Genomic DNA, 21,791 nt, shown 5'->3' on the forward strand with positions numbered 1-21,791 from the left:
GGCGCTCCACGGCCCTCGCCGTCCCGTTCAGGACGGCTGGGGGCCGGCCCCCGCCCTCGACCGTCCGCATCACTTCCCCCGCAGAGCCCCCCGCAGCCCCACGTTCCCCACCAGGATCCCGCCGTCCACCGGCAGCGTCACCCCCGTGATCCACACGGCGTCCGCCGAGGCCAGGAAGGCCACCGCCGCCGCGATGTCGTCGGGGCGGCCCACGCGGCCCAGGGGGTAGTGGGCCGCCGCGCGCTCCAACGCCGCTTCCCGGCCGTACCAGTTGGGTGTGCAGACCGTGCCCGGCGCCACGAGGTTCACGCGGACGCCGCGGGGGGCGCACTGGCCGGCCAGGGTGCGGGTCAGGCTCGCCAGGCCGGCCTTGGCGGCGCTGTAGGCGTGGTTGCCGAAGTCCTGTTCGGCGTTGACGGAGCCGATGCTGACGATCGCGCCGCGGCCCCCTGCGGCGGCCAGGTGGGGCATCGCCGCCCGGACGCACCGCATGGCCCCCGTCAGCGTGATGTCCAGGTCCCGGGACCACTCCCCGTCCGCGTAGTCCTCCACCAGCGGCGGGTCCGGGTGGCAGGAGAAGGCGTTGTTGACCAGCACGTCGAGGCGGCCGAAGCGGTCCACCGCGTGCGTCACCGCGGCCTCGACCGCCGCGCGGTCGCCGACGTCGCATGTCGCCGCCTCGGCCGCCAGGCCCTCCGCGCGCAGCGCCGCGGCCGCCTTCTCCGCGCGCTCCCCGTCCGCGTCCGTCAGGAGCACCCGCGCGCCCTCGGAGGCGAGGCGGCGGGCCGTGGCCTCGCCGATGCCCCGGCCGGCGCCCGTGATCAGTACCACATAGCCGTCGAAACGTCCCGATGCCATGCGGGCAGCATTACCCGGCCAACGTCCTGGCAACCGCCCGTACCAGCGCCTGGGCGCGCGGGTCGGCGGTGACGTTCTTCTGCATGCCGTTGGTGACGTAGCCGAAGGAGACGCCGGACTCGGGGTCGGCGAAGGCCAGGGAGCCGCCGCGGCCGGGGTGGCCGAAGGAGCCGGGGGCCAGCAGGGGCGAGGCGGGGCCGTGGAGCATATAGCCGAGGCCGAAGCGGGTGTTCACGACCAGGACGCGGTCGGGGCCCGCGGACTCCTCCGTGCGGGCCATGGTGAGCGTCGCGGGGGCGAAGAGGCGGCGGCCGCCGTCCACGACGCCGATGAGGGAGCCGTAGAAGCGGGCCAGCGCGTCCGCGGTGGCGATGCCGGCCGAGGCGGGGAGCTCGGCGGCGCGGTAGGCGGGGTCGTTCTCGTCGGCGTGCGGGCTGATCGCGGCGAAGGCGCGGCGGGTGAGCGAGGCGGGGTCGGCGTAGGCGTCGGTGACCGACGCCTTGGCGCGCACCCGCAGGCCGGCCGCGGCGGGGGCGGCCGGGGCCTCGATGTCCGCGATGCGGCCCACCCGGTCCTGCTCGGCCTCCGGCAGGCCCAGCCACAGGTCCAGGCCCAGCGGCCCGGCTATCTCCTCGGCGACCCAGGTGCCGATCGACCGGCCGGTCACGCGCTTGACCAGCTCGCCGATCAGCCAGCTGTAGGTCTGCGCGTGGTAGCCGTGGTCGGTGCCCGGCTCCCAGGCGGGCGCCTGCGCGGCGAGGGCGGCCGGGCCGCTGACGCCGTCGATCGCCTCGGCCGGGGTGAGCGGGGTGTCGAGGGCGGGCAGGCCGGCGCGGTGCGAGAGCAGGTGCCGTACGAGCACCCGCTCCTTGCCGGCCGCCTTGAACTCCGGCCAGTACGTGCCGACGGGCGCGTCCAGGTCCACCTGGCCCCGCTGGTGCAGCAGCAGCGGCACGGCCGCGGCCACGCCCTTGGTGGCGGAGCGCACGACCTGCGCGGTGCCCCGGGCCCACGGCTGGTCGCCGTCCGCGTCCTTCGTGCCGGCCCACAGGTCGACGACGCGGCGTCCGTCGCGGTAGACGGCCACGGCCGCGCCCCGTTCGCCGCGCCGCGCGAAGTTGTCCGCGAAGGCGTCCCGGACCGGTTCGAAACCGTCCGCCACCGTGCCCTGGACGTCCACCACTGTTGTCCGCTCCCACTCGTGCCGATTACTGCAAATCCACCCACCATGGTGCAACGTGATCGGCAGTGCTCCGGACCAGGGGGGTCATCCCCGCACGGCCACCGACCGCGGATCGAAGCCGAAGGGCAGCTCCAGCCGGTGGGCGCGCATCGTCTCCTCGTCGCACAGCAGCTCCCGGGTGGGGCCGTCCGCCGCGATGACGCCGTCGCTCAGCACGACGGACCGCTCGCACAGCTCCAGGGCGTACGGCAGGTCGTGCGTGACCATCAGCACGGTGACGTCCAGGGAGCGCAGGATGCCGGCGAGCTCGCGGCGGGAGGCGGGGTCGAGGTTGGAGGAGGGCTCGTCAAGGACGAGGATCTCGGGTTCCATGGCCAGGACGGTGGCCACGGCCACCCGGCGGCGCTGCCCGAAGGAGAGGTGGTGCGGGGGGCGGTCGGCGAAGCCGGCCATGCCGACCTGGGCGAGGGCCGCCTCCACGCACGCCTCCAGTTCGGCGCCGCGCATTCCGGCCGCCGCGGGGCCGAAGGCGACGTCCTCGCGCACGGTGGGCATGAACAGCTGGTCGTCGGGGTCCTGGAAGACGATGCCGACGCGGCGCCGGACCTCGGCGAGGTGGCGTTTTTCGACCGGCAGCCCGGCCACGCGCACCGAGCCCGCGCCGCCGCCCAGGATGCCGTTGAGGTGGAGGACGAGCGTGGTCTTGCCTGCGCCGTTGGGGCCGAGCAGGGCGACGCGCTCGCCGCGCCCGACGGTCAGGTCGACGCCGAAGAGGGCCTGGTGGCCGTCGGGGTAGGCGAAGGCGAGGCCGCGGACCTCGAGGGAGGGGACCTCGAGGGAGGGCACCACAGGTGTCATGTCAGCATCCATCCGGTCAGGCAGACCGCCAGCGCGGCCAGGGGCAGGGCGGCCGCGTACGTCCACTGCGCACGCGAGGCGGTCACCTCGTCGATCACGGGCATCGTGCCGGCGTAGCCACGGCTGATCATCGCCAGGTGGACGCGCTCGCCGCGCTCGTAGGAGCGGATGAACAGCGCCCCCGCGGACGTGGCCAGCACCCCCCAGTGGCGCACCCCGCGCGCGGTGAAGCCGCGCGATTCCCGGGCGATGCGCATGCGCCGCATCTCGTCGGCGATGACGTCCCCGTAGCGGATCATGAAGGAGGCGATCTGGACGAGCAGCGGTGGCAGCCGCAGTCGCTGCAGGCCCAGCAGCAGCGCGCGCAGCTCGGTCGTCGAGGCGAGGAGCACCGACGCGGCGACGCCCAGGGTGCCCTTGGCGAGGATGTTCCAGGCGCCCCACAGGCCGGACTGGCTCAGCGAGAGGCCCAGGACGTGCACGCGCTCGCCCTCGGCCACGAACGGCATGAGCAGGGCGAAGGCGACGAACGGCACCTCGATCAGCAGCCGGCGCAGCAGGAAGCCGGCCGGTACCCGGGCCGCGCCCGCGACGGCCGCCAGCAGCAGCGTGTACAGGCCGAAGGCCCAGACCGCTTCGCGCGGGGTGGAGACGACGACCAGGACGAAGCAGAAGACGGCCGCGATCTTGCAGTGCGGGGGCAGGGCGTGGACCGGTGAGGGGGCGTGCCGGTAGAGCCTGTGGGTGTGGCCGGCGCCCATGTCAGACCGTCCCGGCGGACGAGGCACGGGCCGCGGCGGACGCCCGGCGGCGGCGTACGACGACGAACACGCCGGTGCCCACGGCCAGCGTGGCCCCGACGCCGATCACTCCGGCGAGCCCGCCCGAGATCCGTTCGTCCGCGACGTCCTCGAGCTGGTAGTCGGCGAGGGGGGAGCCCTTGGCGGCGTGGTCCTCGGCCTTGCTGTCGATGCCCTTGTCGTGGGCGACCTTCTCCAGGCCGTCGGGGCTGGAGGAGGCGTAGTAGCTGACGAAGCCGGCGAGGGCGAGGGCGGCGACGAGGCCGACGGCCCTGATCCGGCGGGTGGAGCGCGGGGCGGCCGTGGAGACGACGGGCTCGATGACCGTTCCGTCGGCCGTGCGCAGCTCCAGCGGCCTGGCCAGGCCCCGGGCGCCGTGGACGAGGTCGGGCCGGACGGCGATCACCGCGCCCACCGTCAGGGCGGTGATGGCCGCCTCGCCGATGCCGATGAGGACGTGCACGCCGACCATCGCGGTGAGGACCTTGCCGGTGGGCACGTCGGTGGTGCCGCCCAGGGCGTAGAGGAGGGTGAAGGCGCCGGCCGCCGCCGGTACGGAGACCAGGGCGGCCGCGAAGGCGGCGGCGGTCACGGACGGGCGGCGCCGCGGCAGGGCCGTGACCAGCAGCCGGAAGACGGCGTAGGCGACGAGCGTGGTGACCACGGCCATGTCGGTGATGTTCACGCCGAGGGCGGTGAGCCCGCCGTCCGCGAAGAGCACGCCCTGCATGAGCAGCACCACGGATATGCAGAGGACCCCGGTGCAGGGGCCGACGAGTATCGCCGCCAGCGCGCCGCCCAGCAGATGGCCGCTCGTGCCGGCCGCCACGGGGAAGTTCAGCATCTGGACGGCGAAGACGAAGGCCGCCACGAGCCCCGCCAGCGGGGCCGTCTTCTCGTCCAGTTCCCTGCGGGCCCCGCGCAGGCAGACCGCGACGGCCGTCGCGGCGACGGCCCCCGCTGCCAGGGACACGGGGGCGTCGATGAATCCGTCGGGTACGTGCATGGCGAGCTCCGTCCGTTCGTGCCTCGCTCGTGCGGTTCAGCCGCTTGCTCAGCCGTGGTGTTCAGCCGTTTGGTTCAGCGATGAACCGCTCGATGATAGGGCCGGGCTGCAAATCAGTGGCAAGAGCGTGGGCGATGCGACTGCGCGCCCCTCGCCGTGCCCCACGCCCGTCAGAGGTGGCGAGTCGGGGCAACTCCCCAAATGCTGGGCACGGGAGGTACGTCACCATGACCACGGCCACCGCGCCCGCCCCACAGGCCCCGGCCCCACCCGTGCTGAGCCGCCGGCGTACGAATCTCGTCTTCGTCACGATCGTGCTCGGCATGCTGCTCGCCGCCCTCGACCAGACGATCGTCTCCACCGCGCTGCCGACGATCGTCGCGGACCTGGGCGGCGGCGGTCACATGGCCTGGGTGGTGACGGCGTACCTGCTCACCGAGACGGTCTCGACGGTTCTGGTCGGCAAGTTCGGCGACCTCTTCGGGCGCAAGGTGGTCTTCCAGCTGAGCGCGGTGGTCTTCACCGGCGGCTCGGTCTTCGCGGGCGCGGCGAACTCCATGGCGATGCTGATCGCCGCCCGCGCCCTGCAGGGCGTGGGCGGCGGCGGTCTGATGGTGACGGCCATGGCGCTGATCGCGGACGTCATCCCGCTGCGCGAACGCGGCAAGTACCAGGGCGCGCTGGGCGCGGTCTTCGGGGTGACCACGGTCGTCGGCCCGACCCTGGGCGGCGTCTTCACCGACCACGCCACCTGGCGCTGGTGCTTCTACGTCAACGTGCCCGTCGCCGTCGTGATGGTGGTCATGGCGGCCCGGACGATTCCCGCGATCCGCTCGGCGGTGCGCCCGGTCATCGACTACCTGGGCATCGCGCTGGTGGCCGCCGGCTCCTCCGGGCTGGTCCTGGGCCTGCAGTGGGGCGGCCAGACGTACGCCTGGGACTCGGCCGTCATCATCGGCCTCTTCGCGGGCGCGGTCGTCCTGCTGGCGGGCTTCGTCCTGGTGGAGCTGCGCGCGCGGGAACCGATGCTGCCCATGCACCTCTTCCGCAATCCGGTCTTCACCGTCTGCTCGACGCTGAGCTTCATCGTGGGCTTCGCGATGCTGGGCGCGCTGACGTACCTGCCGACGTATCTGCAGTACGTGGACGGGGTGTCGGCCACGATGTCGGGCGTACGGGCGCTGCCGATGGTGGCCGGGCTGCTGGGCGCGTCCATGCTCTCCGGCGTCGTGGTGAGCCGCACCGGCCGCTATCGGGTCTTCCCCATCGCCGGCATGGGCGTGATGGCGCTCGGGCTGTATCTGATGTCGACGATGGGGGCGTCGACCGGGGCGTGGCTGGAGTCGCTGTACATGTTCGTGCTCGGGGCCGGCATCGGGCTCGCCATGCAGGTGCTGACGATCGCCGTGCAGAACACCGTGCCGTACCACGAGCTGGGCACGGCCACCTCGGGCGTGACGTTCTTCCGTACGCTCGGCAGCGCCTTCGGCACGGCCATCTTCGGCACGCTCTACACCGGTCAGCTGGTGCCCAACCTCACCGAGGCGCTGGCCCGTTCGCCCGGGGTGCCGCCGGCCGCGGTGCAGAGCCCGCAGGCGCTGGGCCGGTTGCCGGCGGAGCTGGCACGGCCCGTCGTCGACGCCTACGCCCAGACCGTGAACTACGTCTTCCTGTGGGTGGTGCCGGTCGCCCTGGCGGGCTTCGTCGCCGCCTGGTTCCTCAAGGAGGTGCCGCTGCGCGACAGCGCCCGGGCCGGGGCCTCCGACATGGGCGAGGCGTTCGCGGCACCGGACTCGGGCGATGCGGAGCGGCAGCTGGAGCGGGCGGTGGCGAGCGTGATGCGCAAGGCCAAGGGCGGTCCGGTCAGCCGGCAGATCCTCGACGCGTCCGGCAGTGCGCTCGACCCCGTCGAGGCGTGGACCCTCGGCCAGATCCACTGGCGCCTGCGGCTGCGCGGCGATGCCGCCCTGTCGTCGATCGCCGCGGCGCACCGGATGCCGGCGGAGGTGCTGGAGCCGGCGTTCTCCCGTACGGCGCGGGCGGGGTACGCGCGCCTGGAGGGCGACCTGCTGTTCCTGACCCCGGCCGGCGAGGCGGAGCTGGAGCGTCTGAGCACGGCCTGGCGCTCCTGGCTGGCCACCCATCTGGACGACTGGGACGCCGGCGATCCGCAGGACCGCGCCCGCATGGAGCGCGCCCTGGACGGTCTGGCGGAGCGGCTGCTGGAGGAGGACGAGCACGCCCGGGAGCGCACGGGTGTGTGAGGCCGTTCCCACCGAAGCCAATGGGGTGAATCGCGGCAAACACGCGCATGTGCGGACGTATTCGGTCAACTCCCTGAGGGCCACGTCGGAGTGGACGTGGACCCGAATGGAGGTTCCATGCGACCGGAGGAGATATTCATGCGTCGTCACCGCCTGACCTTGCCGTCCGCCATCACGGTGGCCCTGGTGTTCAGCGGTACGGCCCTACCGGGCGCGGCCGCGGTCGCCGCGCCACAGCCCGGGAAGGCTCCGGCGCACGCGGCGAGCCCGTCGGATTTCGACGAGGTCGACTGCGAGGGCCCGGCGGAGGGAGAGGGCGACGTCTACACCCGGCCCCCCGTGACCGGCCCCCCGAAGGACGCCGAGCACCCGCAGGGACAGCAGCCCAAGGAAGGGGATCACCCCAAGGGCCAGGTGCGGCCCCAGCCCAAGGAACCGGATCACGTGCAGGCCCAGCCCGCCAAGGACACGGACCACCCGCAGGCGCAAGCCCCCAAGGCGCCGGAGCAGCCCAAGGCGCCGGAGCAGCCCACCAAGGCACCGGAGCAGCCCAAGGCGCCGGACCCCCCGCAGGCCCAGCCGCCCAAGGACATGGACTACGGGTGGCAGCAGGCCCAGCCCGCCAAGGGAGCGGATCACGCGCAGGCCCCGTCGGCCGGGGGCTCCGCGAGCACGCCCCACAAGCCCGCGGGCGTCGCGCCCGAGATGCGCCGCGGCCTCCCGCTGAAGTGGCCCAGGAACATCCCGGACCGCGACGACGCCGTGCGCATGCTCGACGAGCTCGAGGTCAAGCCGTTCAGCAGCAAGGGCTACGACCGCAAGCACTTCGGCGGTGCGGCCTGCTGGGTCCGGCACGGCATCAACAGGTGCACCACCCGTGAGATGGCCCTCAAGCTCCAGTCCCTCGTACCGGCGAGGCTCGAAGGCAAGTGCAGGGTCGTCGGCGGCCAGTGGCGCAGCGAGTACGACAACCGGACGATGCACGACCCGCTGCACATGGACGTCGACCACATCGTGCCGCTGCGGCACGCGTGGGGCTCCGGGGCGAACACCTGGTCGGCCGCCAAGCGTCAGGAGTTCGCCAACGACCTGACCGCCACGCCGCAGCTGATCGTGGTGTCCACCTGGAGCAACCGCCGCAAGGGCGACAAGGCGCCGGACAAGTGGCTGCCGCCGGGCGGTGAGTGCCAGTACAGCCAGGCGTGGATCGCGGTGAAGGACTACTACGGGCTCAGCGTCACCGAGGCCGAGAAGAACAAGCTCCAGTCGGTCCTCGAGAAGTGCAACTGACCACGGCCGGGCGGCGCTACAGCGCCGCCCGGCTGCCCGTGCTCACCGGCGCCGTCGCCCGGGCGGCGCGCTGCGCGGCCTCGGCGACCTGGTCGGCGGTCAGGACGTAGCCGGTCTCCTCGTCGGCCGTGGAGCGGGCGAAGACGACGCCGTAGACCTTCCCCGTGGGCGTCAGCAGCGGGCCGCCGGAGTTGCCGGGGCGGACCGTGGAGCGCACGGAGTAGACCTCGCGGGTGGTGATGCCGTCGCCGTAGATGTCCTGGCCCTTGGCGCGCAGCTCGTTGGCGACGGTGGCCGCGCGCAGGTCGAGGCCGCCGTTCTCGGGGAAGCCCGCGACGACGGCCGCGTCGCCGCGCTTGGCGCTCTTGTCGAAGGGCAGTACGGGCGCGTCCAGGCCCGGCACGTCCAGGACGGCGACGTCGGACTTGGGGTCGAACAGCACGACCTTGGCCCGGTAGGCGCGCCCGACGCCGCCGACCTTGATCGTGGGGTCGCTGACGCCGGCCACCACGTGGGCGTTGGTCATCACGTGCTCGTCGGCGTAGACGAAGCCGCTGCCCTCCTGGCCGCGCCGGCCGCCGCCGACGTTCGCGACGCCCTCGACCTTGACGACGCTGTCGCGGGCCGCCTGCGTCGCGGCGGCGGTGACCGCGTCGCCGGACGGCTTGGGGACGCTGGTGGCGGGTTCGTTCTCGAAGGGGTTGAAGACCTGGGGGAAGCCCGCGCCGGACAGCGCGTCGGTGGTGCGGCTGAACCAGGTGGGCGCCTGCTCGGGCATGGCCCGCTGCACCGCGCCCAGCAGCGTCGAGTCCTTGATCTCCCGCGTCAGCAGCGTCGAGTTCGCCGACACGAGAACGCTCGCGGCCACCCAGCCCACCAGCAGCACGGCCAGCGAGTTGACCGCGGCGCCGCCCACGCCGTCGACGCCGCGCACGGGCGCCCACGTCAGCTTGGACCGCAGCCGCCAGGCCAGCCGCCCGGCCAGGGCGTGGCCGACGGCCGCGGGTATGAGGACCACCAGCACGGCGGCGACGGCCGCCGTCCGCGTGCCGGCCTCGAAGGGCTCCAGCGCGTACGGCAGCGCCCACACGCCCAGCACGGCGCCGCCGAGGAACCCGGCGAGCAGCACGGCGCTCGCCACCAGTCCCCGGCGGTAGCCGGACACGGCGTAGCCGAGGACGACAAGCATCAGCAGCACATCGAGCAGGTTCAACGCGGAGCCCTTTCCTTCCACACGCGTCCCCCGATCGCGCCCACAGGCGTGGACTAAGGAAAACGCCGGCCCGAAGGCCGGCGGTTCCCATTCATGCCGAATTCATGGCGTACGCCACGTTGTGGATCGCGCCCGGGGGCGGCGCCGGGGGCGCCGCCCGGGCGTCAGACGCGGCTCGGCTCGCGGACCGGGTCCGGGTCGGCGTCCGGTGCCGCACCGGCGGGCGCGAGCCGCTTCTGCAGCTGCTCGCCCTCGACGTCGACGTTGGGCAGCACCTTGGCCAGCCAGCCGGGCAGCCACCAGGCCGCCTTGCCGAGCAGCGCGAGCACCGCCGGCACGATGGCCATGCGCACCACGAACGCGTCGAAGAAGACGGCGATGGCGAGGCCGAAGCCGATCATCTTGATCATCGGTTCCGAGGAGCCGATGAAGCCCGCGAAGACGCTGATCATGATGACGGCGGCGGCGGTGACGACCCGGGCCCCGTGCCGGAAGCCGGTCACGACGGCCTGGCCGGGCCGCTCCCCGTGGACGTACGCCTCCCGCATGCGGGTCACGAGGAAGACCTCGTAGTCCATCGCGAGGCCGAAGACGACGCCCACCATGAAGATCGGCATCATGCTCATGATCGGCCCGGTCTCCTCGACGCCGAAGAGCCCGCCGAGCCAGCCCCACTGGAAGACGGCGACGACCGCGCCCAGGGCGGCGACCACCGACAGCAGGAAGCCGAGCGCCGCCTTGAGCGGCACCAGCACGGACCGGAAGACGACCATCAGCAGCAGGAACGCCAGGCCGACGACGAGCGCCAGGTAGGGCAGCAGGGCGTCGTTCAGCTTCTGCGAGACGTCGATGTTGACGGCAGTGGTGCCGGTGACCAGGACCTCGGCCTTGGTCTCGGACGTGATCGAGGCGCCCTTGTCGCGGATGGCGTGGACGAGGTCCTCGGTCCGGGAGCCGCTGGGCTTGGACTTCGGGACGACCGTGATCGTCGCCGTGTCACCGGCCTGGTTGAAGGCGGCGGGGGTGACCATGGCCACGTCGTCCAGGCCCCGGACGGTGGTGACCACGGACTCGGCCGCGGCCTTGCGGTCGCCGGCGTTCGCCGCGTCGACGACGACCATCAGCGGGCCGTTGAAGCCGGGGCCGAAGCCCTCGGACAGCAGGTCGTAGGCCTTGCGCTGGGTAGTGCTCTTGGGCTGCGAGCCCTCGTCGGGCAGGCCCAGCATCAGCGAGCCGGCGGGCACGGCGATCGCGCCCAGGCCCAGCACACCGACGAGCAGCACCATGACCGGGCGGCGCAGCACGAAGCGGGCCCAGCGGGTGCCCGCGTTGGGCTTGTCCTCGGCGGCGGCCGCCGAGGGGGCCTTGCGGACCTTGCGGGCCAGCACCTTGCGGCCGGCGAAGCCCAGCAGGGCGGGGATGAGGGTGAGCGCGATGAGCACCGCGATGGCGACCGTGAAGGCGGCGGCGACGCCCATCTTCGTCAGCATGGGGATGTTGACGACCGCGAGGCCGGCCAGGGCGATGACGACCGTCAGGCCCGCGAAGACGACGGCCGAGCCGGCCGTGCCGGTCGCCCGTCCGGCGGCCTCCTCCGGCTCGCGGCCCTCGGCGATCTCCGCGCGGTAGCGGGAGACGATGAAGAGCGCGTAGTCGATGCCGACCGCGAGGCCGATCATCGTGGCGAGGGTGGCGGTGTTGTTGCCCAGGTCGAGGGTGGAGGCGAGCGCCGTGATCGAGGAGACGCCGATGCCCACGCCGATGATGGCGGTCAGCAGCGGCAGCCCGGCGGCCACCAGGGAACCGAAGGTGATGACGAGGACGACGGCCGAGATGATGATGCCGATGATCTCGGTCGAGCCGCCCTCGGGCATCGCCTGGAGGGCGCTGCCCCCGGTCTCCACGGTCAGCCCGGCGTCGCGGCCGGCCTGGGGAGCGGCCTTGAGGTGGTCGCGCGTGGCGTCCGTCAGCTCGTTGGACTTCACCTTGTAGGTGACGGAGGCGTAGGCGATGTCGCCGTTCTTGCTGACGGCGTTGGCGGTGAACGGGTCCGCGACGGCCGCCACCTGGGGGCCGTTCAGCTCACGGACGACCTTGTCGACCGCCGCCTTGTTCTTCGGGTCGGTGATCTTCTGGCCGCCGGGGGCCTTGAAGACGATGCGCGCGTTGGCGCTGTCCGCCTTCATGGCCGGGTTGCGCTTCTCCAGCAGGTCGAAGGCGCGCTGCGCCTCCGTGCCGGGTATGGAGAAGTTGTCGGTCGCCTTGGGCGCGGACGCGGCGCCCGCACCGGCGAGGACCAGCAGCGCCACCCATATCAGGGCGACGTACCAGCGGCGCCGGAAGGCGAGCCGGCCGAGTTTGTAGAGGAACGTGGCCACGAGTGTGGTGCTCCCGTCGGGTCGGAAACGTAAGGAACTGGATATGGGGAACCAGCCCGACGAGAGCGGTGCGTCAGGTGGAGCCTCGGTGGGGCAGCTGAGTGAGGGCTAAATGAAGGGGGGTCATACGCCGAGAGCGGGGAGGATCACGGCGTCGAGGTAGCGGGCGAGGAACTCGCCGTCCGCGGGCCGGTCGTCGACCAGCGGGCGGGCCATGAACGCGCCGAGCATCATGTGCGCGACGAAGTCCAGGGCGGGGTTGTCCGCGGCGATCTCGCCCCGGTCGACCGCGCGCCTGAGCATCCCGTCGAGCGCGGCGATCTCCGGCTCGATGAGCAGTTCGCGCAGCGCCCGGTTGAGGTCCGGGTTGTCGTGGATGGCGCGCTGCAGCCCCCGCATGAGGGCGGCGTCCCGCTCCATCCGCTCCTCGTCGGAGTCGCAGATCATGGCCTTGAGGTCACCGCGCACCGTTCCGGTGTCGATGTCCGCGAGGCTCACCGGCTTGTCGTGCCGCAGCGCACTCGCGACCAGCTCCGGCTTGCCCTTCCACTGGCGGTAGAGGGTGGCCTTGCTGGAGTGCGTGCGCGCGGCCACGGCGTCCATCGTCAGGGCGTCGTAGCCGACCTCGCGGAGCAGCGCGAGCACCGCCTCGTAGAGCTCGCCCTCGCGCTCGGGGGTCAGTCGCGTGCGGCGACCCGCCGGCTTGGGTGGTTCCGTGGGCATCCGCGCCCCCTTTCACGCAGTCGTACGAAACGGTTTCGTACAGCAGCGTACGTGAGGCGGGGATCGAAACGGCATCGTTTCGATGGTGTTCTGCGTCACGAACCGAGTTGCCGGGGGGCTTGCGGCCCGAAACGATGAATGGGTGAGCGATGCCTACATCCGCTTTCCCCATCTGCACGGCGAACTGCTCTGCTTCGCCGCGGAGGACGACCTGTGGCTCGCCCCCCTGACCGCGGCCGGGGCCGGGGCCGGGCGGGCCTGGCGGCTGACCGTGGACCGGACCAGGGTGGGGCATCCGCGCTTCTCGCCCGACGGCCGGCACATCGCCTTCACCAGCTGGCGCAGCCTCGACCCCGAGATCCACCTGGCCCCGGTCGAGGGCGGCCCGGCCCGGCGGCTCACCTACTGGGGCAGCACCGACACCCGGGTCTGCGGCTGGACGCCGCCGGAGGAGGGGCTCTCCCACATCCTGGCGGTCAGCTCGCACGGCCAGCCGTTCTCGTACTTCTCCTGGGCCTACAAGGTGCCGACCGACGGCGGTCCCGGCGGGCGGCTGCCGTGGGGGCCGGTCTCGGACCTGGCCGTCGCGGACGTCGACGGCGAGCACAGGACGCTGATCCTCACCGGGAAGCCGCCGCACGAGCCCGCCTCCTGGAAGCGCTACCGGGGCGGCGCCATGGGCCGGCTGTGGCTGCAGGGCACCCGGCTGCTGCCGGAGCTGGGCGGCCATCTGGACTCGGTGATGTTCGTCGGCGACCGCATCGCCTTCCTCTCCGACCACGAGGGCGTCGGCAACCTCTACTCCTGCCGCCCCGACGGCTCCGACCTGCGCCGCCACACCGATCACGCGGACTTCTACGCCCGGCACGCCGCCACGGACGGCTCGCGCGTGGTCTACCAGTGCGCGGGCGAGGTGTGGCTGGCCGAGGACTTCGGCCCGCAGGGCCGCCCCCGCCGGCTGGAGCTGCGCCTGGGCGGGCCGCGGGCGGGCCGGCGCACGTACCAGGTACAGGCCGCCCGGCACGTCGAATCGCTGAGCGTGGACGGCACGGGCCGGGCCAGCGCGGTGCAGGTGCGCGGCAGCCTGTACTGGCTGACGCACCGCGACGGGCCGGCCCGCGCCATCGCCGACACCCCGGGCGTACGGGTCCGGCTGCCGGAGATGCTGGGGGCGACCGGCCGGGTCGCGTACGTCACGGACGCCGAGGGCGAGGACGCCGTCGAGATCGCCCAGCTGCCGCGCGCCGCGGGCCCCTCCGAGCCGCGGCGGCTGGCGGCGGGCCGCATCGGGCGGGTGCACGAGCTGCTCGCCTCGCCGGACGGCCAGCGGCTGGCGGTCGCCGCGCACGACGGGCGGCTGCTACTGGTGGACGCCTCGCCCGAGGGGGACGGGGAGGTCGGCGAGGTGATCCGGTCCACCAACGGGCCCGTGCGCGACCTGGCCTTCTCCCCCGACTCGGCCTGGCTGACCTGGTCGCACCCCGGCATCGGGCGCTCGCTGCGCCAGATCAAGATCGCCAGACTGTCCGACCGGCTGATCGTGGACGTCACCAACGGCCGTTTCGAGGACGAGCAGCCGGTCTTCACCCGCGACGGCCGCTATCTGGCCTTCCTCTCCTGGCGCGGCTTCGACCCGGTCTACGACGTGCACACCGGCGACCTGTCCTTCCCGCTGGGCTGCCGCCCCTATCTCGTACCGCTGTCGTCGGTGACGCCCTCGCCGTTCGCCCTGTCGACGGAGGGCCGTCCGGCGGGCGGCGGGCTGGACCTCGACACCGGCGGGGAGAGCGCCGAGGGCGGGGCGGTGACGGTGGAGGCGGAGGGGCTGGAGAGCCGGGTGACACCGTTCCCGGTGGCCGCGTCGAAGTACTCCGCCCTCCATCCGGTCAGCGGTGGGGGCCTGGTGTGGCTGCGCTGGCCGATCTCCGGCGCGCTCGGCGAGACGTTCGCCAACCCGACCGACACCTCGGGACGGCCGACCCTGGAGCACTTCGACCTGGCCAAGGCCAAGCGCACCGAGCTGACCGGCTCGCTGGACTGGTACGCGGTCAGCGGCGACGGGACCCGGCTCGTCGTCAACGACGAGGGCGACCTGCGGGTGGTGCCGGCCACGGACCCGGCGGACTCCGACTCGACCGTCTACGTCGACATGCGGCGCATCCTCCACGACGTCGACCCCGCCGCCGAGTGGCGCCAGGCCTACGCCGAGGCGGGCCGCATCATCCGCGCGTACTTCTGGGAGCCCGGCATGTGCGGCGTCGACTGGGACGCGGTGCTGGAGCAGTACCGTCCACTGGTCGAACGGGTCGCCTCCCCCGACGAGTTCGCCGACCTGCTGCGCGAGGTGCTCGGCGAGCTCGGCACCTCGCACGCGTACGTCACCCCCGCGCGCCGCAACGAGGGCCCGCCGCACTACCAGCGCGCCATCGGCCTGCTCGGGGCCAACCTCACCCACCACAAGGACGGCACCTGGACCGTGCGGCGCGTGCTGCCCGGCGAGTCCTCCGACTCCAAGGCCCGCTCGCCGCTGGCCGGTTCGGGCATCCGCGAGGGCTGGGTACTCACCCACGTCGACGGGCGCCCGGTGGACCCGGTCGCCGGCCCGTACCCGCTGCTGGCGGCGGCCGGCGGGACGACCGTGGAGCTGAGCTTCGACGCGCCCGGGGGCGAGGGGCATCCGCGGCGGGTCGCCGTCGTGCCGCTGATCGACGAACGACCGCTGCGCTACCAGGACTGGGTGACCAAGCGCCGCGCGGTCGTCCACGAACTGAGCGACGGCCGGTGCGGCTACCTCCACATCCCCGACATGGGCGGCTCGGGCTGGGCGCAGTTCAACCGCGACCTGCGGATGGAGATGTCCCGCCCGGCCCTGATCGTCGACGTCCGCGGCAACGCGGGCGGCAACATCAGCGAGCTCGTCGTCGAGAAGCTCACCCGCACCATCATCGGCTGGGACCTCACGCGCGACGCCGAGCCCGTGTCGTACGCCAGCAACGCCCCGCGCGGCCCGGTCGTGGCCATCGCCGACGAGATGACCTCCTCCGACGGCGACATGATCACCGCCGCGTTCAAGCTCCAGGACATCGGGCCGGTCGTGGGCCTGCGCACCTGGGGCGGCGTCGTCGGCATGACCGGGCGGCACCGCCTGGTCGACGGCACCTCGATCACGGTGCCGATGAACGCGGCCTGGTTCGGCGCGTACGGCTGGGGCGTGGAGAACCACGGCGTGGAGCCCGACATCGAGATCGACCGCACGCCGCTGGACTGGGCCGAGGGCCGCCACCGGCAGCTGGACGACGCGGTACGGGTCGCGCTCGATCTGCTGGAGCGCAAGGGCGCCGCCGAGCCCCCGGACTATTCCGACGTGCCCAACCTGCGCCGGCCCGAACTGCCGCCGCGCTGAGGGCGTTTTCGGCACGGAAGGCGTACGGGCGAGGGGCGCACCCGGCATCCGGGTGCGCCCCTCGCGTGCGGTCTCGTGCGGGCCAGGTCGGCCCGCGTCGTCAGCGGTCGTCCAGCTCGTCGCGGAGGTCGTCGAAGGACTGCTGGCGGCCCTCCTGCTCCCTGCGCTCCTTCAGCCGGTCCTGCGCCTGCTGGCCCTTCTGCTGAGCCTTCTGCTTGGCCTCTTCCGCCTTCTGCTTGGCCTTCTGCGCCTTGCCCTGCATCTCGTCCTTGATGCCCATGCGTGGTCACTCCTCGGGGAGGTCGGGTGGGTGGGCCGCGACCAGCCTCACACGCCGGGACATACCGCGCATTTCGATCAGTTACGCTCCGTGCTCGCCTTGGTGTCCGCCGCGCCTCCCGGCCCCACCAGCCCCGGGCGCACCCCTGCCAGGCGGGGCTCGGCCCGTCGCATCTCGCGGGACCCGCCCGCGGCGACGAGAGCCGGCAGCCAGCCGCGCACCGGCTGCATCCCGCGCAGCCACCACTGCCCGTAGACGTGCGCCGAGCGCCGTTCGATGCCCGCCACCAGGCGGTCGACGGCCGGGCCGAGGGGGTAGGTGCGGCCGGCGGGCCCCGGCAGCCGGCGGCGCATCTCGCGCATCGCCTCGTGCTCGTCGGCGCCACGCACCATGTCGGTGTCCGTCCAGCTCAGATACGCGACCCCCACCCGTACGCCCTTGTGCGCGACCTCGGCCCGCAGGCTGTGCGCGTACGCCTCCACGCCCGCCTTGGAGGCGCAGTACGCGGTCATCAGCGGGGCCGGGGCGAGCGCGGCCAGGGAGGCGATCTGCAGGAGGTAGCCCCGGCTCCCGGTCAGGGCGGGCAGGAAGGCGCGGCCGGTGACGGCGCTGCCGATGAGGTTGACCTCGACGACGCGCCGCCAGGCGTCCGGGTCGGAGGCGGCCAGCGGGCCGCCGGTGGCGACACCGGCGTTGGCGACGACGACGTCCACCCGGCCGAAGCGCGCCCGGACCTCCTCCGCCACCCGCGTCATCGCCTCCTGGTCGGTGACGTCGGCGTGCCAGTGGGCGGCCCGGGGGCCCAGCGAGCCGGCGACCCGGCGCAGCGCGTCGGGCTCCAGCCCCACCAGGGCCACGCTCGCCCCGCGTGCGGCGAGTTTGCGGGCGAGCGACTCCCCCACCCCGCGCGCCGCCCCGGTGACGACCGCGACCTGGCCCGCCAGGCCCGTGCGCGCCCTCATCGCACGGCCTCGGCGCGGGCGGCCGGCCGGGACGTGCCGCCCGGCGGGCGCAGCACCTGGTACTCGGCGAAGTCGATGCGCCGGGTCACCTTGCGGAACTCTGCCGTGGTGCCGGGCCAGACGGTGGTGTTGCGGCCATTGGCATCCAGGTACCAGCTGGTGCAGCCGCTGTTCCAGACGGTGCGGGTCATGCGCTGCTGGACCTTGCGGTTCCAGGCGTTCACGGCGGACGGGCGGGCGTCGAGGGCGACCCGGCCGCCGAGGGTGTTCAGCTGGCGCATGAAGTCGGCGAGGTAGTTCAGCTGGGATTCGATCATCAGGATCATCGAGCTGTTCCCCAGCCCGGTGTTGGGGCCGATGACGGTGAGGAAGTTGGGGAAGCCGGCGGCGCTGGCGCCGCGCAGGGACGCCATGCCGTCCTTCCACTCCTCGGCGAGCGTGGTGCCGTGGGCGCCCGTGACCCGTTCGGCGATCGGCATGTCGGTGACCTGGAACCCGGTGCCGAAGACGATCGCGTCGGCCTCGGCCTCGGTGCCGTCCGCGGCGACGAGCGTGGAGCCGCGCACCTCGGCGAGGCCGGAGGCCACGACGTCCACGTTGGGCCGGGTGAGCGCGGGGTAGTAGTCGTTGGACAGCAGGATGCGCTTGCAGCCGATGCGGTAGTCCGGCAGCAGCTTGGCGCGCAGCGCCGGGTCCTTGACGGCCTTGTCCAGATGGGCCGTGGCGACGCGCTCCACGAGCCCGAGCCGGTCGGGCCACTTGGTGAAGAGGCCGACCTGCAGCTCCCGTACGCCCCACAGCAGTCCCCGGCGCATTGCCCGGGTGGCCGGCAGCCGGCTGTGCAGCCACTGCTCGGCGGCGCTGATCGGGCGGTCGGCGCGCGGCAGCACCCAGGGCGGGGTGCGCTGGAAGAGGGTCAGGCGGGCGGCGTCGGGCTGGACGGCGGGCAGGAACTGGGCGGTGGAGGCCCCGGTGCCGACGACGGCGACGCGCTTGCCGCGCAGGTCGTAGCCGTGGTCCCAGCGGGCCGAGTGGAAGACCTTGCCGGGGAATGCGGCCAGCCCCGGGATGTCGGGGACCTTCGGGTCGGAGAGCGGCCCGGTGGCGGAGACGACGACGTCGGCGGTGTAGGCGGCGTCGGTGGTGACGACCTCCCAGCGCAGTTCCTCGCCGTCCCATCGCATGCTGCGCACCTCGGAGTTCAGGCGCAGGTGCGGCCTGAGGCCGAAGGTGTCGGTGACGTGCTCCAGGTAGGCGCGGATGTGCGGCTGGCCGGAGAAGTTGCGCGGCCATGCGGGGTTGGGGGCGAAGGAGAAGGAGTAGAGGTGGGAGGGGACGTCGCAGGCGCAGCCGGGGTAGGTGTTGTCGCGCCAGGTGCCGCCGACGGCGTCGGCGCGCTCCAGGACGACGAAGTCGGTGATGCCCTCGCGGCGCAGCCGGATGGCGGCCCCCAGGCCGCCGAACCCCGATCCGATCACCGCGACCCGTACATGCCGTCGCCGTACGTGCTCGACCATGCCGCCTCCCGGGAGCCTGCCTGTTCGACCGCGCCAGTGATCGCTGGCACGGTTGGAGCGTACGGCAGGCGGCGGCCGGGGCGATAGAGGCGCGGGGCAAGGAAGTTACCCGTCCGTTCCCCCGTAGGCTTCCCGCGTGGCGAACGACGAGGGGACCCCGGGCGGAAGCGGCGGGGAGCGCGAATTCCGGATGGCGGAACTGGCCGAGGAGGCCGGCATCACCGTCCGCACGCTCCGTTTCTACCGCGAACGCAAGCTCATCCCGCCACCGCGCCGCGAGGGCCGCATCGCCTGGTACGGCGAGCACCACCTCGCCCGGCTGCGCACGATCGGGGCCCTGCTGGAGCGGGGCCACACCCTCGGCGGCATCGCCGAGCTGCTGGCCGCCTTCGAGTGCGGGCGCGACGTGGGTGAGCTGCTGGGGCTGGCGGGCGCCGCCATCACCACCCCCTGGTCGCGGGAGACGGCGGTCCGGCTGACCCCCGAGGAGCTCGCCGACCGCTTCGAGGGCCAGGTCACGCCGGAGAACCTCACCGCCGCGCTCGACATCGGCTACCTCGCGGCGGACGGCGACGAGATCGTCCACGTCAGCGGCCGCCTCCTGGACGCCTCCACGACCCTGGTGCGCGACGGCGTCCCCCTCGCCGCCGTCCTCGCCACCGCCCGCGAGGTGCGCGCCCACGCCGACGCCCTGGCGGAGGCCTTCACCGCCCTGATCCGCACCCATGTCCTGGCGGGCGCGGCGACGGACGGGACGGCCGGGGTGACCGAGGCGCTGGACCGGCTGCGCCCCATCGCGAAGACCGTCGTCGACGCGGAGCTCTCCCTGGCGATGGACCGCCGCCTCCGCGCCGAGCTCCAGGCGTGGCTGTCGGGCCACTGACGCGGCATCGCCACCGGGATCACTTCTTGGGGATCAGCGGCAGCTCGGCGTGCTCGACGGTGTACCCGCCCTTGGTGACGGGGGCATACGGCGCCGGGGCCATGCACGTGCCGACCTCGGCCATCGTGGGCTCCTTGTCGCCCTGCGGCACGAGATTGTTCACCGCCCAGGAGAAGCCCACCCGGTCCTTCGAGCCGCCCTTGCCGTTGTCCTTGCCGGCGTCGAGAACGCTGAAGCCCAGCCGCTTGCCCTTCCAGTCCGGACCGCCGGGGCTGACCTTGGTGATGACGGCCGTCAGCGTCGCGGTGCGCGGCCCGGTGACCAGGCAGTCCACCGTCCCCTCCGCGGTGTGGGTGACGCCCTCGCCGGCGAAGTAGTGGGACACCTTCACCGTGCCGCGGGCGTCGGTGGGCAGCCCGGTGGGGATGCCGGGCAGGGGCTTGCTGTAGGGGGCGGCCTGCGCGTCGAAGCTGAACGAACGGACGTCGTCGTCCGGCGAGAACGGCAGCATGAAGGACGCCGCCCCCTTCACACTCGCGAGCTTCGGCTGCGGCCGCGCGTGGTCGGTGCCGGCCGAGGCGGTGGTGGCGCCGCCCAGGGTCACGGTCGCGGTGAGCGCCGCGAGCACGGCAGCGGCCTTGCGCGGGGACAGGGTTGCCATGGGGAACTCCGAGGTCTGGAAGGAGACGGCCCCGAACGGTGACCGCCGTGATCCCCATCGTTCTCGAACGCCCCTGCAGTGCCGTCCGCCCTCGGACGGAAACCGCGCCGCCCGCCTCCGCCGCAAGGCGAGGCGGGGTCGGCCGGGGGGATGATCTCAGGCGGCGCCGAAGACCACCGTCACCGGCGCATGGTCGCTCCAGCGCTCCGCGTGCGTCGCCGCCCGCTCCACGCGCGCCTTCAGCGCCCGCTGCGCCAGGCCCTGCGTGGCGACGAGGTAGTCGATGCGCCAGCCCGAGTCGTTGTCGAAGGCGCGGCCCCGGTAGGACCACCAGGAGTAGGGGCCCTCGACGCCCGGGTGCAGGGCGCGGACCACGTCCACGTACTCCTCGAAGACCTTGGTCAGCCAGGCCCGCTCCTCGGGCAGGAAGCCGGCGCTCTTGCGGTTGGCCTTCCAGTTCTTCAGGTCCGCCTCGGTGTGGGCGATGTTCCAGTCGCCGCAGACCACGACCTCGCGGCCGTCCGCCGCCGCGCGGGCCTTCAGGCCCACGAGGTAGGGGAGGAACTCCGCCATGAAGCGTTCCTTCTCGTCCTGGCGCTCCGTGCCCACCTCGCCCGAGGGCAGGTAGAGGCTGGCGACCGTGACGCCCGGCAGATCGATCTCGGCGTACCGGCCGCTGCCGTCGAACTCAGCCGAGCCGAAACCGATCCGCACCGCGTCCGGCTCGCGCCGGGAGTACAGCGAGACGCCCGCGCGGCCCTTCGCCGCCGCCGGGGCGTGCACCACGTGCCAGCCCTCCGGCTCGCGCACCTCGTCGGGCAGCTGGTGGGGCTCGGCGCGCACCTCCTGCAGGCAGACGACGTCGGCCTCGGTCTGCGCGAGCCACTCGACGAAGCCCTTCTTGGCGGCGGCGCGCAGCCCGTTCACATTTGCGGTCGTTACGGTCAGCATCCGGGCACGATAACCGACTTCCACCCGCCCCTGCCGGGCGCCGACCGGACACCCGTACGATCCGTGGCATGGAGATCATGCCGGTCGCCTACGACCATCCCGACGCCGTGAAGCTCAATGACCAGGTGCAATCGGAGTACGCCGAGCGGTACGGCGACGGCGATCTCACCCCCATGGACCCGGCGCAGTTCGCCCCGCCGCGTGGCCTGTATCTCATCGCGTACGACGCCTGCGGCGCGCCCGTCGCCACCGGTGGCTGGCGGTCGATGGACTCCGGCCGGGAGGGCGGCTACGCGGATGGGGACGCGGAGCTGAAGCGGATGTACGTGGTGCCCCGGGCGCGCGGTCTGGGGCTGGCGCGGCGGATCCTGGCGGCGCTGGAGGACAGCGCGCGGGAGGCGGGCCGGATACGGATGGTGCTGGAGACGGGCAACCGGCAGCCCGAGGCCATCGCCCTGTACCTCTCCAGCGGATACGAGCCCGCCGTGCCCAAGTTCGGCCACTACCGCGGCTACGACAGCAGCCGCTGCTTCAGCAAACCGCTGCGCGGCTGAGCGGGGA

The 21,791-nt window shown here is 73.2% G+C and carries 18 protein-coding genes; 5 read left to right on the plus strand and 13 right to left on the minus strand.

Annotated elements, in window-relative coordinates; genetic code table 11:
* Positions 1-69 precede the first annotated feature (69 nt).
* The 5 genes from ACIGXW_RS25935 to ACIGXW_RS25955 all read right to left on the minus strand — a co-directional run bounded on the left by ACIGXW_RS25935 (position 70) and on the right by ACIGXW_RS25955 (position 4,705).
* Positions 70-858, minus strand: coding sequence for an SDR family NAD(P)-dependent oxidoreductase (locus ACIGXW_RS25935; protein WP_399575209.1), 789 nt, complete (start codon positions 856-858; stop codon positions 70-72).
* 10 nt (positions 859-868) lie between these two features.
* Positions 869-2,041: a serine hydrolase domain-containing protein gene (locus tag ACIGXW_RS25940; RefSeq protein WP_399575210.1), complete on the minus strand. Its 1,173-nt coding sequence runs from the start codon at positions 2,039-2,041 to the stop codon at positions 869-871.
* A gap of 84 nt (positions 2,042-2,125) precedes the next feature.
* A complete protein-coding gene (locus tag ACIGXW_RS25945; RefSeq protein WP_399575211.1) occupies positions 2,126-2,899 on the minus strand; it encodes an energy-coupling factor ABC transporter ATP-binding protein in 774 nt (257 codons plus the stop codon).
* Positions 2,896-3,660 (minus strand): cobalt ECF transporter T component CbiQ, encoded by a 765-nt coding sequence (cbiQ, locus tag ACIGXW_RS25950; protein ID WP_399575212.1) that lies wholly within the window; start codon positions 3,658-3,660, stop codon positions 2,896-2,898. The genes ACIGXW_RS25945 and cbiQ overlap by 4 nt, the downstream gene beginning before the upstream one ends.
* 1 nt (position 3,661) lies before the next feature.
* The gene (locus ACIGXW_RS25955) at positions 3,662-4,705 is read right to left on the minus strand and encodes an energy-coupling factor ABC transporter permease (RefSeq protein ID WP_071965279.1); all 1,044 of its coding nucleotides are present in this window, start codon (positions 4,703-4,705) and stop codon (positions 3,662-3,664) included.
* A 227-nt stretch (positions 4,706-4,932) separates the two neighbouring features.
* Here ACIGXW_RS25955 and ACIGXW_RS25960 point away from each other — a divergent pair, with 227 nt between their 5' ends.
* Both ACIGXW_RS25960 and ACIGXW_RS25965 read left to right on the plus strand, forming a co-directional pair.
* Entirely contained in the window at positions 4,933-6,969 is a 2,037-nt protein-coding gene (locus ACIGXW_RS25960; RefSeq protein ID WP_399575213.1) for a DHA2 family efflux MFS transporter permease subunit, read from the plus strand.
* 138 nt (positions 6,970-7,107) lie between these two features.
* Complete coding sequence (locus ACIGXW_RS25965; protein ID WP_399575214.1) at positions 7,108-8,259, plus strand: DUF1524 domain-containing protein; 1,152 nt, start codon at positions 7,108-7,110, stop codon at positions 8,257-8,259.
* Positions 8,260-8,275: 16 nt separating this feature from the next.
* On the opposite strand, the gene ACIGXW_RS25970 is transcribed toward ACIGXW_RS25965, so the two are convergent.
* From ACIGXW_RS25970 to ACIGXW_RS25980, 3 genes are all read right to left on the minus strand, one after another.
* Positions 8,276-9,472, minus strand: coding sequence for a MarP family serine protease (locus tag ACIGXW_RS25970; RefSeq protein WP_399575215.1), 1,197 nt, complete (start codon positions 9,470-9,472; stop codon positions 8,276-8,278).
* Between the two features lie 164 nt (positions 9,473-9,636).
* On the minus strand, positions 9,637-11,850 hold the full coding sequence (locus ACIGXW_RS25975; protein ID WP_399575216.1) for an MMPL family transporter: 2,214 nt from the start codon (positions 11,848-11,850) through the stop codon (positions 9,637-9,639).
* A gap of 123 nt (positions 11,851-11,973) precedes the next feature.
* Entirely contained in the window at positions 11,974-12,573 is a 600-nt protein-coding gene (locus ACIGXW_RS25980; RefSeq protein ID WP_399575217.1) for a TetR/AcrR family transcriptional regulator, read from the minus strand.
* A gap of 82 nt (positions 12,574-12,655) precedes the next feature.
* On the opposite strand from ACIGXW_RS25980, the gene ACIGXW_RS25985 reads away from it, so the two are divergent.
* Positions 12,656-15,976, plus strand: a complete 3,321-nt coding sequence (locus ACIGXW_RS25985) for a S41 family peptidase (RefSeq protein WP_399575218.1) — start codon at positions 12,656-12,658, stop codon at positions 15,974-15,976.
* Positions 15,977-16,076: 100 nt separating this feature from the next.
* Here ACIGXW_RS25985 and ACIGXW_RS25990 read toward each other — a convergent pair whose 3' ends face one another.
* From ACIGXW_RS25990 to ACIGXW_RS26000, 3 genes are all read right to left on the minus strand, one after another.
* The gene (locus ACIGXW_RS25990) at positions 16,077-16,256 is read right to left on the minus strand and encodes a hypothetical protein (RefSeq protein WP_399575219.1); all 180 of its coding nucleotides are present in this window, start codon (positions 16,254-16,256) and stop codon (positions 16,077-16,079) included.
* Positions 16,257-16,333: 77 nt separating this feature from the next.
* Positions 16,334-17,218: an SDR family oxidoreductase gene (locus ACIGXW_RS25995; protein WP_399575220.1), complete on the minus strand. Its 885-nt coding sequence runs from the start codon at positions 17,216-17,218 to the stop codon at positions 16,334-16,336.
* Positions 17,215-18,735: a flavin-containing monooxygenase gene (locus tag ACIGXW_RS26000; protein ID WP_399575221.1), complete on the minus strand. Its 1,521-nt coding sequence runs from the start codon at positions 18,733-18,735 to the stop codon at positions 17,215-17,217. Before ACIGXW_RS26000 ends, ACIGXW_RS25995 begins: the two co-directional genes overlap by 4 nt.
* 190 nt (positions 18,736-18,925) lie before the next feature.
* Between ACIGXW_RS26000 and ACIGXW_RS26005 the strand changes: the two genes are divergently transcribed.
* Positions 18,926-19,618: a MerR family transcriptional regulator gene (locus tag ACIGXW_RS26005; RefSeq protein ID WP_399575426.1), complete on the plus strand. Its 693-nt coding sequence runs from the start codon at positions 18,926-18,928 to the stop codon at positions 19,616-19,618.
* A 19-nt stretch (positions 19,619-19,637) separates the two neighbouring features.
* On the opposite strand, the gene ACIGXW_RS26010 is transcribed toward ACIGXW_RS26005, so the two are convergent.
* Positions 19,638-20,279, minus strand: a complete 642-nt coding sequence (locus ACIGXW_RS26010; protein WP_399575222.1) for a hypothetical protein — start codon at positions 20,277-20,279, stop codon at positions 19,638-19,640.
* 156 nt (positions 20,280-20,435) lie between these two features.
* Positions 20,436-21,230 carry an exodeoxyribonuclease III gene (locus tag ACIGXW_RS26015; protein ID WP_399575223.1) on the minus strand — a complete coding sequence of 265 codons (795 nt, stop codon included), beginning with the start codon at positions 21,228-21,230 and terminating at the stop codon, positions 20,436-20,438.
* Positions 21,231-21,298: 68 nt separating this feature from the next.
* On the opposite strand from ACIGXW_RS26015, the gene ACIGXW_RS26020 reads away from it, so the two are divergent.
* Positions 21,299-21,784: a GNAT family N-acetyltransferase gene (locus tag ACIGXW_RS26020; RefSeq protein ID WP_399575224.1), complete on the plus strand. Its 486-nt coding sequence runs from the start codon at positions 21,299-21,301 to the stop codon at positions 21,782-21,784.
* Positions 21,785-21,791 lie beyond the last annotated feature (7 nt).

Origin of the sequence: Streptomyces sp. NPDC053079, assembly GCF_044546695.1 — a bacterium.
Classification (GTDB): Bacteria; Actinomycetota; Actinomycetes; order Streptomycetales; family Streptomycetaceae; genus Streptomyces.